This is a genomic window from Ruegeria sp. AB7, from assembly GCF_056542625.1.
In genome coordinates, this window is record NZ_JBQGAC010000003.1 from 250,989 (window position 1) to 265,394 (window position 14,406).

The 14,406-nt window shown below is 57.4% G+C and carries 15 protein-coding genes; 13 read left to right on the plus strand and 2 right to left on the minus strand.

The annotated features are described in order from the left end of the window. Positions 1–90 precede the first annotated feature (90 nt). The gene (locus ACR0EN_RS11110) at positions 91–654 is read left to right on the plus strand and encodes a DUF4202 domain-containing protein (RefSeq protein ID WP_480586746.1); all 564 of its coding nucleotides are present in this window, start codon (positions 91–93) and stop codon (positions 652–654) included. 30 nt (positions 655–684) lie between these two features. On the opposite strand, the gene ACR0EN_RS11115 is transcribed toward ACR0EN_RS11110, so the two are convergent. Continuing rightward, complete coding sequence (locus tag ACR0EN_RS11115) at positions 685–1,368, minus strand: ceramidase domain-containing protein (protein WP_170801939.1); 684 nt, start codon at positions 1,366–1,368, stop codon at positions 685–687. Between the two features lie 57 nt (positions 1,369–1,425). On the opposite strand from ACR0EN_RS11115, the gene ACR0EN_RS11120 reads away from it, so the two are divergent. Beyond that, complete coding sequence (locus ACR0EN_RS11120; protein ID WP_170392232.1) at positions 1,426–2,118, plus strand: metal-dependent hydrolase; 693 nt, start codon at positions 1,426–1,428, stop codon at positions 2,116–2,118. After that, positions 2,118–3,284 (plus strand): M24 family metallopeptidase, encoded by a 1,167-nt coding sequence (locus ACR0EN_RS11125; RefSeq protein WP_170818795.1) that lies wholly within the window; start codon positions 2,118–2,120, stop codon positions 3,282–3,284. Before ACR0EN_RS11120 ends, ACR0EN_RS11125 begins: the two co-directional genes overlap by 1 nt. Here the strand turns inward: ACR0EN_RS11125 and ACR0EN_RS11130 are convergent. Next, entirely contained in the window at positions 3,281–3,733 is a 453-nt protein-coding gene (locus ACR0EN_RS11130; protein WP_170420696.1) for a nucleoside deaminase, read from the minus strand. The genes ACR0EN_RS11125 and ACR0EN_RS11130 overlap by 4 nt on opposite strands. On the opposite strand from ACR0EN_RS11130, the gene ACR0EN_RS11135 reads away from it, so the two are divergent. From ACR0EN_RS11135 to ACR0EN_RS11180, 10 genes are all read left to right on the plus strand, one after another. Further along, positions 3,732–4,610: a pseudouridine synthase gene (locus tag ACR0EN_RS11135; protein ID WP_170401625.1), complete on the plus strand. Its 879-nt coding sequence runs from the start codon at positions 3,732–3,734 to the stop codon at positions 4,608–4,610. The two genes, ACR0EN_RS11130 and ACR0EN_RS11135, sit on opposite strands and share 2 nt — an antisense overlap. 175 nt (positions 4,611–4,785) lie before the next feature. Continuing rightward, entirely contained in the window at positions 4,786–5,700 is a 915-nt protein-coding gene (locus ACR0EN_RS11140) for a 5-bromo-4-chloroindolyl phosphate hydrolysis family protein (RefSeq protein ID WP_170392241.1), read from the plus strand. 29 nt (positions 5,701–5,729) lie between these two features. Next, on the plus strand, positions 5,730–6,920 hold the full coding sequence (locus ACR0EN_RS11145) for a toxic anion resistance protein (RefSeq protein WP_170392243.1): 1,191 nt from the start codon (positions 5,730–5,732) through the stop codon (positions 6,918–6,920). Continuing rightward, positions 6,920–7,891 (plus strand): DUF2927 domain-containing protein, encoded by a 972-nt coding sequence (locus ACR0EN_RS11150; protein ID WP_480586750.1) that lies wholly within the window; start codon positions 6,920–6,922, stop codon positions 7,889–7,891. Before ACR0EN_RS11145 ends, ACR0EN_RS11150 begins: the two co-directional genes overlap by 1 nt. Positions 7,892–7,913: 22 nt before the next feature. Continuing rightward, a complete protein-coding gene (locus tag ACR0EN_RS11155; RefSeq protein ID WP_480586753.1) occupies positions 7,914–9,062 on the plus strand; it encodes an SPFH domain-containing protein in 1,149 nt (382 codons plus the stop codon). A 35-nt stretch (positions 9,063–9,097) separates the two neighbouring features. Continuing rightward, positions 9,098–10,189, plus strand: coding sequence for a TFIIB-type zinc finger domain-containing protein (locus ACR0EN_RS11160; protein WP_480586756.1), 1,092 nt, complete (start codon positions 9,098–9,100; stop codon positions 10,187–10,189). Between the two features lie 63 nt (positions 10,190–10,252). Further along, entirely contained in the window at positions 10,253–10,921 is a 669-nt protein-coding gene (locus tag ACR0EN_RS11165; protein ID WP_480586759.1) for a nitroreductase, read from the plus strand. A 22-nt stretch (positions 10,922–10,943) separates the two neighbouring features. After that, entirely contained in the window at positions 10,944–11,381 is a 438-nt protein-coding gene (gene dtd / locus ACR0EN_RS11170) for a D-aminoacyl-tRNA deacylase (RefSeq protein WP_170801945.1), read from the plus strand. Next, positions 11,381–12,484 (plus strand): glycerate kinase type-2 family protein, encoded by a 1,104-nt coding sequence (locus ACR0EN_RS11175; RefSeq protein WP_480586762.1) that lies wholly within the window; start codon positions 11,381–11,383, stop codon positions 12,482–12,484. The genes dtd and ACR0EN_RS11175 overlap by 1 nt, the downstream gene beginning before the upstream one ends. A gap of 334 nt (positions 12,485–12,818) precedes the next feature. Then, positions 12,819–14,405 (plus strand): ABC transporter substrate-binding protein, encoded by a 1,587-nt coding sequence (locus ACR0EN_RS11180; RefSeq protein ID WP_170392257.1) that lies wholly within the window; start codon positions 12,819–12,821, stop codon positions 14,403–14,405. Position 14,406 lies beyond the last annotated feature (1 nt).

The following is a 14,406-nucleotide window of genomic DNA, read 5'->3' on the forward strand; positions in this document are numbered from 1 at the left end:
GCACCCACTCCAACAACTCGTTAGCATGGTCTTGGACCAAACGCCGAACCACCCGTCAGGTGCCGTTCAGGCGAGCTAACGGAGCAGAGAATGAGCACACGCAAGCAAACCGTTCTGGACGCAATTGACGCAGCAAATGTGCAAGACCCTAATATAGAGGACGGTCAGCCGGTCGAACTGCTTTATGGCCAACGCATGAGCGCAGAGCTGGATCGGCTATTTCCCGATGCGTCGGATGCTTTACATATCGCAGCACGTGGTCAGCATGTCGAACGCTGGAAGCTAAAGCGCACTGAATACCCCGAAGGACGTGCAGGGTATCTGGCCTGGAGGAAGGCGCAAGGCGTATATCACGCTGACGTTGTGCAAGGATTCATGGAACAGGCTGAATATGGTGCGGACGATATAGAAGCCGTCGGGCAAATGCTGCGCAAACAGGGGATCAAGCGCAATGCCGAAGTACAGGCGCTTGAGGACGTGATCTGTTTCGTTTTTCTGAAATGGTACTTTGAACCTTTTGCCGCCAAGCACTCCGCCGAAAAAATCCAGCGCATTGTTGAAAAAACGGCTTTCAAGATGTCAGCCGAAGGCCGCGCGCGCGTATTGGCTGAATTTGATCTGCCCGAGGCTTTGGCTGCTGCGTTCAGGGATTAACCAATCAGGATGATGCTTCGGTGGTTCTGATCAATGTCCTGATCCTGCAGCCACCGCAGCTCCGGCAGGTGGATTTCGGATCGCCCGCAGATAAACCTCAATCATCCAGCCCAGCATAACTGCATTCAGAATGTGCCACATAAAATGCGTCCCCGTTGGCAGATACCCGCAAATTGGAGTGTCCAGTGATCGAAAGGTGATCGAGGTGATCAGGACAGTTGCTCCTATTGTCAGCCCACGCGCAGTGTCCGGGGCTTTCCGGCGCAACAGGACCGCATAAATCAGAATCAATAGAGGAACTGGGGCGTATGCCGCCGAGCCACCAAGCCCAGGCACCAACTGGAATAGCGGGATCGTCAGCGCCACGTACGGAAAGAACATCGCGGTCAAACCCAGCGCGTATCTGTTGCTCAGCCGCCAGACATCGCGATTCACCGCGTAGATGTAGACGAGGATGTACAGCAGAATTGGCGTCACATCCAAGATCGCCGCCCAAACCTGCGCATGGGTATGGAACAGATAGCTGCCAATTCCGATCATCGCCAATATGACAACCAAAGCCATCGCCAACGGTACGCCCTGCCCGCGCGCCCTTTGCCACATCACAAATGCAGCAATAAGAAAGGCCGCGTTGGTAATCGCGTTTATCGGCTCGGCCCAATACGCGGGTGAGAGCCGCTCACAATATCCATCAACATACTGCGTCCAATCCATAGATTTTTACATAGCCGATGCTAGGCTAACTCCAAGCGGAAAATGGGAGGATTCTCTATGGATATCATTTGGCTGGGACATGGCAGCTTTCGAATCGAAACAGCAGGACAAGTTCTGTTGATCGATCCCTGGCTGACGGGCAACCCGTCTTTGCCCGAAGATCAGCACGACGCAGCCGTTGCGGGCGCGACGCATATCCTGCTGACTCATACTCATTTCGATCATGTCGTCGATGTGCTGCCGCTGGCCAAACATCTAAACGTGCCCGTCGTCGGGCAATACGACCTGATGGGCTACTGGGCCGAGGCTGAAGGTATTGAAACGGTCGGATTCAACAAAGGTGGCACTGTTGACCTAAACGGTGTCAAATTAACGATGGTGCCTGCCTCGCACAGCTCGACCTTCTCGACGCCTGATGGTCTGCGTACGGGTGGAACCGAGGTCGGCTATATGATCGCGTCAGAGGACCGTATGCTCTATTTCTCTGGCGATACCGACATTATGGCCGACATGGAGTGGATGGGTGATTATTACAAACCCGATATCGGCATCCTTTCGGCAGGCGGCCACTTTACCATGGACATGAAGGGCACTGCCTATGCTGCCAAGCGGTATTTCAATTTCAAGACAGTGATCCCGTGCCATTACAAGACCTTTCCGATTCTCGCGCAATCGGCTCAGGAATTGGCTGACGGGTTACCCGGTGTCGATGTAATCGAGCCCGAGGTCATGCAGGCGATTTCTCTCTGATGCCCGCGTCGGATTTCAGCGCGCAGGAATACGCTGACCGCATTCACAAGACCCGTTCTGCGATGGATCAACAGGGTATCGAGACCTTGTTGATCACGGACCCATCGAACATGGCGTGGCTCACCGGTTATGACGGTTGGAGCTTTTACGTACCGCAGATGGTCATCCTGCCCGCCAGCGGATCGCCCCTTTGGTGGGGCAGAACGCAGGACAAAGCGGGGGCCGCGCAGACCACCTGGCTGGACCCGAGGGACCTGCTGGACTGGCCCGAAGAGCATGTGCAACACCCGGACCACCATCCGGTCGACGCGCTCGTCCTTGCGTTGCGGGATCGCGGCTGGACCGCTGGTATCGGCGTAGAGATGGATAACTATTACTACTCAGCCGCCAGCCACCGTATCCTCGAACATGCCTTCGGCACATTGATTGACGCCACAGGGCTTGTGAATTGGAAGCGCGCCGTAAAAAGCGATGCCGAGATCGCAATGATGCGCAAGGCGGGTCAGCTGACCGCACATATGCACGGTGTTCTGCGTGACGCATATCAGGAAGGAATGCCCAAAAACCAACTTGTCGCCGAAGTGCAGGCGGCAGGCATCGCCGGACTGCCCGGCCTAGCCGGAGATTACCCTGCTATCGTGCCGATTGCACCCTCCGGTCGTGAGGCTTCTGCCTCGCACATTACTTGGAACGACCGACCTCTGGCGCGGGATGAGGCGACCTATTTCGAAATCTCCGGCTGCTATCGACGCTATCACTGCCCCGCCAGTCGCAGCCTGTTTCTGGGTGATCCCCCGGATGATATCCGCCGGGCCGAAGCCGCCGTTCTAACCGCTATCGACGACACAATGACCGCCGCACGCCCTGGCATCACCTGCGAAGAGGTCGCGGCTTGTGTCTATGACAGTTTCGCCCGCGCGGGGTATGTCAAAGCCAACCGCACCGGCTATCCCATCGGGCTCAGCTATCCGCCCGACTGGGGCGAGCGCACCATGAGCCTGCGACCCGGTGACACGACGGAATTGCAAGAGAATATGACCTTTCACCTAATGCCCGGCCTCTGGACCCCAGACTGGGGACTGGCGATTACCGAAAGCTTTGTGGTGACGTCAGATGGGGGCAAGCCCCTGGCTGATATCCCACGTGAAATGGTCGTAAAAACTTAACCGCGCTGCGCCGCGAAGAAGCGTTTCAGCAGCGCGGCAGCCTCTTCGGCGGCAATGCCGTCATAGACCTCGGGTCGATGGTGGGCCTGTGGGTGTGAAAACACGCGCGCGCCATGCGCGACACCGCCAGATTTCGGATCGGAAGCGCCGTAGTAGATGCGCCGGATGCGGGCTGCGGCCAGCGCTGCGGCGCACATGGCACAAGGCTCAAGGGTTACGTAAAGGTCATGATCGGGTAAACGCTCGGACCCGGCCGCGGCACATGCGGCGCGCAGAGCCAGAATCTCAGCATGGGCAGTGGGGTCATTCAACTCGCGGGTGCGGTTCCCATCTGCGGCCACCACCTGCCCGTCGGGCGCGACGATCACCGCGCCGACCGGCACTTCACCTCGGTCTGCTGCCGCCTGTGCCTGTTCCAGCGCCTGTTTCATGTGGGATCTGAACTTCATGCCTCTGACTGCCTCAGAAACCCGTCTTTCGCAAGCCGCCGGGATGGGTTATGGCCGGAGGATGACCAATACCCCTCCTCCCGGCGACCGGATCGCCAAAGTGCTGGCCCGCGCCGGTGTCGCCTCGCGCCGCGAAGCTGAACGCATGATCGAAGCCGGACGTGTGACCGTGAATGGCAAGGCGATCAACAGCCCTGCGCTGAACGTAACTGCCAAGGACAGGATTACCGTCGATGGTAAACCAGTATCCGAGCCCGAGCCATCACGCCTGTGGCTCTATCACAAGCCACCGGGACTGGTGACGACGGCGCGTGACGAAAAAGGCCGCAAGACGATTTTTGACGACCTGCCCGAGGATATGCCCCGGGTCATGAGCGTCGGGCGACTCGATCTGAACTCGGAAGGATTGCTGCTGCTGACTAATGATGGCGGCATCAAGCGCAAGCTGGAACTGCCCTCAACTGGATGGCTACGCAAATACCGGGTGCGGGTAAATGGACGCCCCAAAGACGAGGATTTCGAACCGCTGCGCAAAGGCCTGGTAATCGATGGTGAGCGGTTTCAACCCATGACCGTGACACTGGACCGTCAACAGGGCGCGAACGCTTGGCTGACCATCGGCCTGCGCGAAGGCAAGAATCGCGAAATCCGCCGCGCTATCGAAGATATCGGTTATGTGGTGAACAGGCTTTTGCGGGTTTCTTACGGCCCATTCCAACTGGGCAACCTGAAACCCGGCGAGGTTGAAGAAATCCGCCGCCGTGTCATGCGCGACCAACTGGGGCTGGATGCTGAGGATAGCGGAATACCCCCGGCCAAACGCCCTGCTCGACCGCAGCGCAAAAGACCAGCAATCGGCAAGAAACCTCGCAAGTGACGCGGGTTATTCAACCTTCCCCCTAGCGCCAAGCCCTCGTATCGCCTAAATTTTCCCTGATGGTCACAGTTGGGGGGCGCTATGTCCGGGACCGGAGTACAAAAATTGGCCTATGCGGCCCTGTTGGTGCTGTTGTTCGGCGTCTGCACCGGTCTGTTGGGGGGCCTGTAGCGAAATGGCCAAACGGTACGGCGGCAAATTCAGCCCAGAAGGCGATGTTTCCTCGCAGGATCAGCCATCGCGTGGCCAATTCGATGGTGCCCGTGTCGAACCGGCAGGTGCACGCGCGAACATCCTGTTTGTCCCGGCGATACCACTGGTGTTTCTGTCTCTGAACGATGGCGCGATCGGAATGACCATCGGCCTGGTTGCGGCAGGGCTACTGACCGCTGCCGCGTTTCTGCTGCGCGAAGGTTTAAGGGCCGAATCCGCTTACAACGCCCGCCGCACCGCACGCAGACCTGCGTTTCCCCGCAAGATGTTTTCCAGCGTTCTGACCGGTTTGGGGGCGGCGCTAGCCTCATACCGGACCGAATTTCTGGACGCCGAAACAGCATCACAGGTAAGCCTGCTGGCCCCCATCCTGTTTGGCGCCGCTGCAACGGTTCTACATTCGGTTTCCTTCGGCCTCGACCCAATGAAGGACAAAGGAATGGAGGGTGTCGACACCTTCCAGCAGGACCGTGTCGCACGCGTGGTCGAGGACGCCGAAACCCATCTGACCCAAATGACAGATGCAATAAAACGCGCAGGTGACCGCCGGATCGAAGCGCGGGTCGAACGCTTTCAGGATACAGCCCGCGATCTGTTTCGCACGGTCGAGGAAGACCCGCGCGATCTGGCTGGTGCCCGAAAATACCTGACGGTTTATTTGCAGGGCGCGCGCGATGCGACGGTGAAGTTTTCGGACGTCTATGCACGGACGCGTGATGCGCAGGCGTTGGCGGACTATTCGGCTTTGCTGGACGATCTTGAACAGAATTTCGCGGCGCGGACGCGAAAGATGCTATTGGATGACCGCAGTGATCTGACGGTTGAAATTGATGTGCTGCGCGACCGGCTGCAGCGCGAAGGCGTCCGGTTGGACTGACCGGCTTTTATGTAAGCGAGGATTACCCCATGTCCGATGAGATTAAAAACAAGGCAGTCGAGGCTGAAACGCTGGTGCAGGAAGTCACCGCCGTAGCCCTCCCCGAGCCGCAGGCCGAGATTGTCCCGTTGGAAGAGGCCGACGAACCGGTTGGTGCCGAGATCCGCAAGCGGATGGGCGAGATCGACATGGGCGACACAAACTCGATCGTGTCCTTTGGGTCTTCAGCACAGGCAGAATTGCAAGAGATCAGTCAGGCGATGCTGGCCGATGTCCGCAACAAGGATGTGGGCCCGGCGGGTGACAGCCTTCGCAACATCGTAACAACGATCCGCGGATTTTCAGTCAGCGAACTGGATGTGCGTCGCGAGCGTAGCTGGTGGGAAAAACTACTGGGCCGCGCCGCGCCCTTTGCCAAGTTCACAGCGCAGTATGAAGACGTTCAAAGCCAGATCGACCGGATCACTGATGATCTTCTGGGGCATGAGCATACACTGCTGAAAGATATCAAGTCTTTGGATCTGCTGTACGAAAAAACGCTGGAGTTCTACGACGAACTCGCACTGTACATCGCAGCGGGAGAGGAGAAGCTGACCGAGCTGGACAGCCACGACATTCCTGAAAAAGAGGCCGAGGTTCAGGCCGCGCCCGAAGACCAACAGGTGATGAAAGCGCAGGAATTGCGCGACTTGCGTGCCGCGCGCGATGATCTGGAACGCCGGGTCCACGACCTGAAGCTTACCCGTCAGGTGACGATGCAATCGCTGCCCTCCATCCGTCTGGTGCAGGAAAATGACAAGTCGCTGGTGACCAAGATCAACTCGACCCTCGTCAACACAGTACCGCTCTGGGAAACCCAGCTGGCACAAGCTGTCACCATACAGCGCAGTGCCGAGGCCGCCGCTGCCGTACGTGATGCCAACGATCTGACCAATGAATTACTGACCTCGAACGCCGCCAACTTGCGCGAATCCAACAAAATGATCCGCGAAGAGATGGAGCGTGGCGTCTTCGATATCGAAGCCGTCAAACAAGCCAATGCAGACCTGATCGGCACCATCAACGAAAGCCTCGCCATTGCAGACGAAGGCAAGGCCAAACGCGCCGCAGCCGAGGAAGAACTGAAGAAGATGGAGGCCGAATTGCGCGACACGCTCGCCTCGGCCAAGGCGCGACAGGACGGGATCGGCGACAATGCCGGAACGGCTGTTCCCGGATAATGGAAACAGCGGGCGTGCGGCCATTTCATCGCGCTAAGATTGCAGTATTGGGCTTGTCGCTGCTGGCATTTGCTGGCTGCGATGAGGCATTGACGACGACGATCGCTCCTGAACCTCAACCTGCCCAGCCGCAAGGCTTGAGCAATGCATATCAAGCGCCCTCACCAGCGAGCCTTGATCTCGCGCGATACTATGAAAGCGTACAAAATAACCTGCTGACGCGCGGGTTGCTGAGAACCGATGGCGGTGGCCCTGATACGCCCTATGATGCCGATGATCTGGCTCGGAACTTTGAGACCATAGCGTTTTATAATGAATATCCGGGGCAAGCCGTTGCCAGCGGCAGCAGTCGCACCAGCCGACAGCTTAGTCGCTGGTCGTCGCCGGTTCGCATAAAGCCCGAGTTTGGTCCATCGGTTGCACCTGAAGTCCGCCAGCAAGAGGCCACCCGAATTGACGCCTACGCCAACCGCTTGTCGCGGCTCACTGGACACCCGGTCTCAACCACCACCCGGAATGCAAATTTCCACGTCTTCGTGGCGGGTGAAGATGATACCGCTTATGTGCAAGCCCGGCTGCGACAACTGATCCCGGGCATAGGGCAGGCACAACTTGACCTCTTCGACAAACTGCCACGCTCTTTCTATTGCTTTGTATTCGCTTCGGCGTCGAACAGCGCGCCACAGACATATACCCGGGCTGTTGCCCTGATCCGGGCGGAACATCCCGATCTGGTGCGCCTGAGTTGCGTCCACGAAGAGATCGCTCAGGGATTGGGGCTGCCGAATGACAGCCCGTCTGCCCGGCCATCAATCTTCAACGATGACGACGAGTTCGCCCTGCTCACAAGCCATGATGAAAAACTACTAACCATTCTATACGACCCGCGCCTCAAGCCAGGCATGACAGCTGACGAAGCGCGGCCAGTGGTCCGTATCATTGCACGCGAATTGATGGGGCAGTCGCTCTGACCCCGAAGACAGGAGAAATCCAATGGGAATTTTTGATTTTCTGACCGGTGAATTCATAGATGTCATCCACTGGGTCGACGATACGCGCGACACCATGGTCTGGCGGTTCGAGCGTGAAGGACACGAGATCAAATACGGCGCCAAGCTGACCGTGCGCGAAGGTCAAGCGGCGGTCTTTGTGCATGAGGGGCAGTTGGCAGATGTTTTCACCCCAGGTCTCTACATGCTTGAGACAAACAACATGCCGATCATGACGACGCTGCAGCATTGGGATCACGGCTTTCAGTCTCCGTTCAAGTCCGAGATCTATTTCGTCAACACGACCCGTTTCAATGACCTGAAATGGGGCACGAAAAACCCGATCATGCTGCGCGATCCCGAGTTTGGACCAACACGCATCCGGGCCTTCGGCACCTATACAGTGCGGGTCAAGGACCCGGCGAAATTCCTAGTAGAGATCGTAGGCACCGATGGTGAATTCACCATGGACGAGATCAGCTTTCAGATCAGAAACATCATCGTGCAGGAATTCAGCCGCGTCATCGCAGGCTCGGGGATCCCGGTTCTCGATATGGCGGCGAACACCGCCGATCTGGGCAAGTTGATCGCAGCCGAGGTATCGCCGGTGCTGGACGGATATGGTTTGAGCATGCCCGAGTTCTACATCGAGAACATCTCGCTGCCACCAGCGGTCGAGGCCGCGCTGGACAAACGCACATCGATGGGGTTGGCGGGCGATCTGGGCAAGTTCACGCAGTATTCCGCAGCCGAAGCGATGACTGCGGCAGCCAACAACCCTGGCCAGGGTGGCGGCATGGGAGCGGGTCTTGGCATGGGAATGGGCATGGCGATGGCGCAGCAGATGTCGAACATGGCAGCGGGTCAGCCGAGCGGCCCTTGGGGCGGTTCCGCCCCCGCTGCCCCGCAAGCCTCAGCGCCTTCGGCACCGCCACCCCCGCCACCCGTCGAGCACGTGTGGCATATCGCGGTGGATGGCCAGACCAGCGGGCCGTTCTCCAAGGCCAAGATGGGTCGTATGGCAACCGATGGTGAAATCACGCGTGATACCCACGTCTGGACTGCCGGTCAGGACGGTTGGAAGAAGGCAGGCGACGTGCAGGAACTGGCACAGCTGTTCACGATCCTGCCTCCGCCGCCTCCTGGCGCGTGATCTGACATCTGGTAACCTGATTTCGAGGTTCTGTCATGGCGAAAGACGAACACCGTTTCCCCTGCGACCAATGCGGGGCGGATTATCGGTTCAATCCCGGTGACGGAACGCTGACCTGCGATCATTGTGGCAACACCAGAACGATCGGTGCTGGCCCATGGGGTGGTGCGAGTCTGCGAGAACTGGATTTCGACGCCGCCATCGCGGATCGCTTGCCTAACAGCGAGATTGAAGAAACCCGTGTTCTGACCTGTCCGAACTGCGCGGCTCAGGTTGAGTTTGATCCGAACACCCATGCTGCGGAGTGCCCGTTCTGTGCCACTCCGGTAGTGACCGATACAGGCGTTAGCCGCCATATCAAACCCCGCGGAGTGTTGCCCTTTGCACTGGATGAACGCTCGGCCCACAAGGCAATGGGGGATTGGCTGGGCCGACTGTGGTTTGCACCTAACGGGTTGAAGGAATACGCCCGAAAGGGACGCAAGATGCAGGGCATTTATGTCCCGTATTGGACCTTCGACGCTGATACCAAGTCGAGTTATCGTGGGGAACGCGGTGTAGTGTATTACGAAACTCGCACTGTGATGCGCGATGGAAAGCGCGTGCAGCAACAGGTTCCCAAAGTGCGCTGGACGCCAAAATCCGGACGGGTTGCACGGTTCTTTGACGATGTTCTGGTGTTGGCATCACAATCGCTGCCCAAATCCTATACCGATGCGCTGGAGCCATGGGACCTGCCTGCGCTTGAGCCATACCAGCCGGAATATCTGGCCGGTTTCCGCGCCGAGGCTTACACGGTCGAACTGCGAGAAGGTTATCAAGAGGCCCGCGCACATATGGCACGGGTGATCGAGCGTGACGTGCGGTTTGATATCGGAGGCGATCGTCAGCGCATTCACGCTGTCGACACCGAAGTGCGAGATGTCACATTCAAACACATCCTTTTGCCGGTTTGGATGGCGGCCTACAAATACCGCGGCCAGACCTATCGTTTTGTGGTCAATGGCCGGACCGGCCGCGTTCAGGGTGAGCGTCCCTGGTCCGCAATCAAGATTACGATCGCCGTGGTTCTGGGCCTTCTCGTTGCGGCCGGCGTCGGGTATCTGGTGGCAACTGGACAGCAATAAAGCTGATAAGCAGAGCACGCTCTTGGAACCTACTCCTCGGCATGCCTGAAAGGAGATGTTGAATTGCACCTTGACGCTCTGAACGCGCTCTTGGCCGATCGTTTTTCTTGCCGTGCCTTTCGCACGGACCTGGTGCCGCGCGAACAGATTGAACAGATCGTCGCCAGTGCTGCGCGTGTTCCAAGCTGGTGCAACGCGCAACCCTGGCAGATCGTGATCACCAGCGGGGCCGAGACAGACCAGTTTCGGGACGCGTTGCAACACGAAGCTTCGCACGTTGCGCCTGCTCCGGACTTACCCTTTCCAACCGGCTATTCCGGTGTTTATCAAGAGCGCCGTCGCGCCTGTGGCTGGGCCCTCTACAAAGCGGTTGGTATCGAAAAAGGTGATCGCAGGGCTTCGGCGCAACAGATGATGGAAAACTATGCTCTGTTCGGCGCCGCACATTGCGCCATACTGTCCAGCCCTGCTGAACTGGGCCCTTACGGCGCGATGGATTGTGGTGGCTTCGTGACCGCATTTTCACTGGCGGCGCAGGCCCTGGGTGTGGCTTGTATCCCGCAGGCAGCGGTAGCGGCCCATGGCACATTTCTTCACCGTTATTTCGGGATATCAGAAGATCGCTTGATTCTGTGCGCGATTTCGTTCGGATATGCGGATATGGATCACCCGGCGAACGCGTTCAGAACGGAACGTGCCGCGCTGGATGAAGTGATCGATTGGCACGAATAGCAATAAACTACAGGACCTGCAGATGCGCGCCTTACTTCAAAGAATTTCCAGTGCCTCGGTCAAAGTCGATGGAGCAGTCATCGGGCGATCGGGCCCCGGATTGATGATTCTGGTTTGTGCGATGCAGGGGGATGGAGAGACACAAGCTGATCAATTGGCTGAAAAGATCGCAAAGCTCCGTATCTTCAAGGACGACGCGGGAAAGATGAACCGGTCGATATTGGACATTGAGGGCTCGGCCCTGGTGGTCAGCCAGTTCACCTTGGCAGCTGACACATCGCGTGGAAACAGGCCTGGGTTTTCCGGGGCCGCCCCGGCGGCTGAGGGCGAACACCTCTACGAGGCGTTTGTACACAACCTTTCATCGCGGGGCATTCCGGTTGAGACAGGTGCGTTCGGAGCTGACATGGCGGTAGAGTTGGTCAATGACGGACCAGTCACAATTTGGATGGAAAGCTGATGCAGAGTTCGCAACAGGCACAGGACATTTGGCGCGCAGGTGTGGCGGCGGTTGATGGATATCGCGCAACGCTGGAGGCCACTCAGGCGATCGAAGCCCCAGATCAGATATTGGCCGTTGGAAAAGCCGCAGGCGCCATGGCCCGTGCCGCCGTCGAACGGTTTGGCCCAGTGCCCACTCTGGTGGTTACCAAGGATGGCCATGGCCACGACCTGCCTAGGCATATTGTGGTGATTGAAGCTGCACACCCGGTTCCCGATGCCCGCAGTCTGAAGGGTGGGCAGGCATTGCGCGAAACGGTTGAAGCGATGAAACCCAACAGCAAGCTGCTTCTGCTAGTTTCGGGAGGGGCTTCTTCGCTTGCCGAGGACCTCTTGGCCGGTGCGACATTGGATGATCTTGAGGCCCTCAACCAAAGACTGCTGAGTGAAGGCCTCGACATCGGCGCAATGAACACGGAACGGCGCAAGCTGTCCCGGATCAAGGGCGGCGGTTTGTTGTCGGCATTCTCGGGGAAAAGCGTGACCGTTCTGGCGATCTCGGACGTCCCGGGCGATGATCTGGGTGTTATTGGCTCCGGTATCGGGTCATTGCCCGACGAACCGGAGTTTTCTGCCCACACCGCTATAATCGCATCAAATGCACACGCGCGCGACGCCGCAGCATTTGCGGCTGAGAACTCAGGCATCAAGGTCCTCGACAACGAAGAAGCGATGCACGATGACTATCTCTCGGTTGCAGCTAAATTAGGAGATCGGCTGCGAAATATGCCCAAGGGCGCCATGGTATTTGGCGGCGAACCAACCGTGGTCCTACCTGATGCGCCAGGGCGCGGTGGGCGTAATCAGGCCCTTGCTCTGGCACTTGCGCGCGAAATCGCAGGGCAATCTGATTTGACCGTCATCGTCGGAGGAACAGATGGCACCGACGGGCCAACAGATGCAGCAGGCGCCATCGTTACCGGTGACACTTGGTCTGATAAGGCGCAAGCGTATCTGGACAATGCAGATAGCGGCAGTTTCCTCGACAAGGCGGGGGCGCTGTTGGTCACGGGACCCACAGGCACAAACGTAATGGATCTGATTGTTGCAATAAAAAACTGATCCGGGACCCTGACTCCGCCCATCCGAAAAAACCACCAGATAGAATCACTTAAAGGCCGGAATGGCGTTTGATCTGTGGAACGAAAGTTCATGCTAAACTGACCAGGCAACTATCGGATAATTTGTTCAGGTCAGAGTAAGTAGTTAGTAATAAGGGGTTTTGGATTTCCAAAGGCTCATAACAAGATCATCTGGCGCGATCAAAGGCGGAACCTCCCCATTATTTCAAGAGATTTGCACTTGCCCGCTGCCCTGAATTGCACCTAAGTTGACTCATGCGTCAATAAAAAGCCCGCCAACGGGCTGAACATCCTATCAACTGGGAGAAATCTGGATGAACGAACAACTCACTCACATGTCAAAGCAGGTCACAGCTGGAAAGCTGACCCGCCGTGAATTCATGGGCAAAGCAGCGGCACTGGGTGTCTCGGCCGCAATGGCAAGCACTATGTTTGCCGATGCGGCACGTGCCGCTGGTCCGAAAAAGGGCGGCGATCTGAAATTCGGTTTGCAGGGTGGTGAATCAACCAACTCACTTGATCCGGCAACCTACGCAAGCTCAGTCCCGTTCCAGAACGGCAAGCAGTTCGGAGACCAACTGGTCGAAGTGGCGCCCGACGGAACCATCGAACCGCGCCTGGCTGAAAGCGTCGAAGGAAGTGCAGACGCGAAAGTATGGACGTTCAAGCTGCGTCAAGGGGTCGAGTTCCACAACGGCAAGACCATGACCAGCGAAGACGTGCTGAAAACTATGCAGCGCCACTCGAACGAAGATTCCAAATCAGGTGCCTTGGGCATCATGAAAGGCATCGAGTCGATGAAGGCCGATGGAGACAATTTCCAGGTCACACTGACCGAGCCGAACGCTGACCTGCCGTATCTGATGGCCGACTATCACCTCATCATTCAGCCCGATGGCGGCATGGATAATCCTGCGGCAGGTATCGGCACCGGCCCGTACAAACTAGAAGTGGACGAACCCGGCGTCCGCCACTTGTTCACCAAGAACGAAAACCACTGGAACAGCGATTTCGGCAATTTTGACAGCGTAGAAGTTGTTGTGATCAACGATGCGACGGCACGGACCGCTGCACTGCAGTCCGGACAGGTCCACGCCGTCAACCGCGTTGAACCCAAAGTTGCCGACCTGTTGGGCCGTGCGCCTAACCTGACGGTGCATTCAACCGCTGGTCGCGGTCACTATGTCTTCATCATGCATTGCGACACGGCTCCGTTTGATAACAATGAACTGCGCACCGCACTGAAGTACGCCATCAACCGAGCGGAATTGGTTGACAAAGTTCTGCGCGGCTATGGCTCGATCGGGAATGATATGCCGATCAATTCAGCCTATCCATTGTTTGATGAAACCATCGAACAGCGCGAATTCAGTGTTGAAAAGGCTGCAGAGCACTATAAGAAATCTGGACATGATGGCTCTCCGATTATTTTGCGCGTTGCCGATGGTGCGTTCCCAGGTGCTGTAGATGCTGCTGCTCTGTTCCAGCAGACTGCTGCACAGGCTGGAATTCCGCTTGAAATCAAGCGTGAGCCCAATGATGGCTACTGGTCCGAGGTTTGGAACGTTCAACCCTTCTGTGCGTCTTACTGGGGCGGCCGTCCGGTTCAGGACCAGATGTACTCGACTGCGTATCTGTCGACCGCAGACTGGAATGACACGAGGTTTAAGGTTCAGGCGTTTGACGACTTATTGTTTGCAGCAAAGGCGGAACTCGACCCTGAGAAACGCAAAGCCATCTATAGCCAGATGGGTCAAATGGTCCGCAACGAAGGCGGCCTGATCTGCCCGATGTTCAACGACTTTGTCGAAGGCGTCAGCAACCAGTTGGATGGCTGGGAATCTGACCCAACGCAAGAGATGATGAACGGCAACATATCCCGCAAAATGTGGTTCGTCTAAA

What these genes read in the sequence shown, in the direction of transcription:
- ACR0EN_RS11120 (WP_170392232.1), top strand. Translation starts at nt 1,426, where the DNA reads ATGGATATCATTTGGCTGGGACATGGCAGCTTTCGAATCGAAACAGCA.
- ACR0EN_RS11130 (WP_170420696.1), bottom strand. Translation starts at nt 3,733, where the DNA reads ATGAAGTTCAGATCCCACATGAAACAGGCGCTGGAACAGGCACAGGCG.
- ACR0EN_RS11115 (WP_170801939.1), bottom strand. Translation starts at nt 1,368, where the DNA reads ATGGATTGGACGCAGTATGTTGATGGATATTGTGAGCGGCTCTCACCC.
- ACR0EN_RS11145 (WP_170392243.1), top strand. Translation starts at nt 5,730, where the DNA reads ATGTCCGATGAGATTAAAAACAAGGCAGTCGAGGCTGAAACGCTGGTG.
- ACR0EN_RS11140 (WP_170392241.1), top strand. Translation starts at nt 4,786, where the DNA reads ATGGCCAAACGGTACGGCGGCAAATTCAGCCCAGAAGGCGATGTTTCC.
- ACR0EN_RS11175 (WP_480586762.1), top strand. Translation starts at nt 11,381, where the DNA reads ATGCAGAGTTCGCAACAGGCACAGGACATTTGGCGCGCAGGTGTGGCG.
- ACR0EN_RS11180 (WP_170392257.1), top strand. Translation starts at nt 12,819, where the DNA reads ATGAACGAACAACTCACTCACATGTCAAAGCAGGTCACAGCTGGAAAG.
- ACR0EN_RS11110 (WP_480586746.1), top strand. Translation starts at nt 91, where the DNA reads ATGAGCACACGCAAGCAAACCGTTCTGGACGCAATTGACGCAGCAAAT.
- ACR0EN_RS11125 (WP_170818795.1), top strand. Translation starts at nt 2,118, where the DNA reads ATGCCCGCGTCGGATTTCAGCGCGCAGGAATACGCTGACCGCATTCAC.
- ACR0EN_RS11155 (WP_480586753.1), top strand. Translation starts at nt 7,914, where the DNA reads ATGGGAATTTTTGATTTTCTGACCGGTGAATTCATAGATGTCATCCAC.
- ACR0EN_RS11135 (WP_170401625.1), top strand. Translation starts at nt 3,732, where the DNA reads ATGCCTCTGACTGCCTCAGAAACCCGTCTTTCGCAAGCCGCCGGGATG.
- dtd (WP_170801945.1), top strand. Translation starts at nt 10,944, where the DNA reads ATGCGCGCCTTACTTCAAAGAATTTCCAGTGCCTCGGTCAAAGTCGAT.
- ACR0EN_RS11150 (WP_480586750.1), top strand. Translation starts at nt 6,920, where the DNA reads ATGGAAACAGCGGGCGTGCGGCCATTTCATCGCGCTAAGATTGCAGTA.
- ACR0EN_RS11160 (WP_480586756.1), top strand. Translation starts at nt 9,098, where the DNA reads ATGGCGAAAGACGAACACCGTTTCCCCTGCGACCAATGCGGGGCGGAT.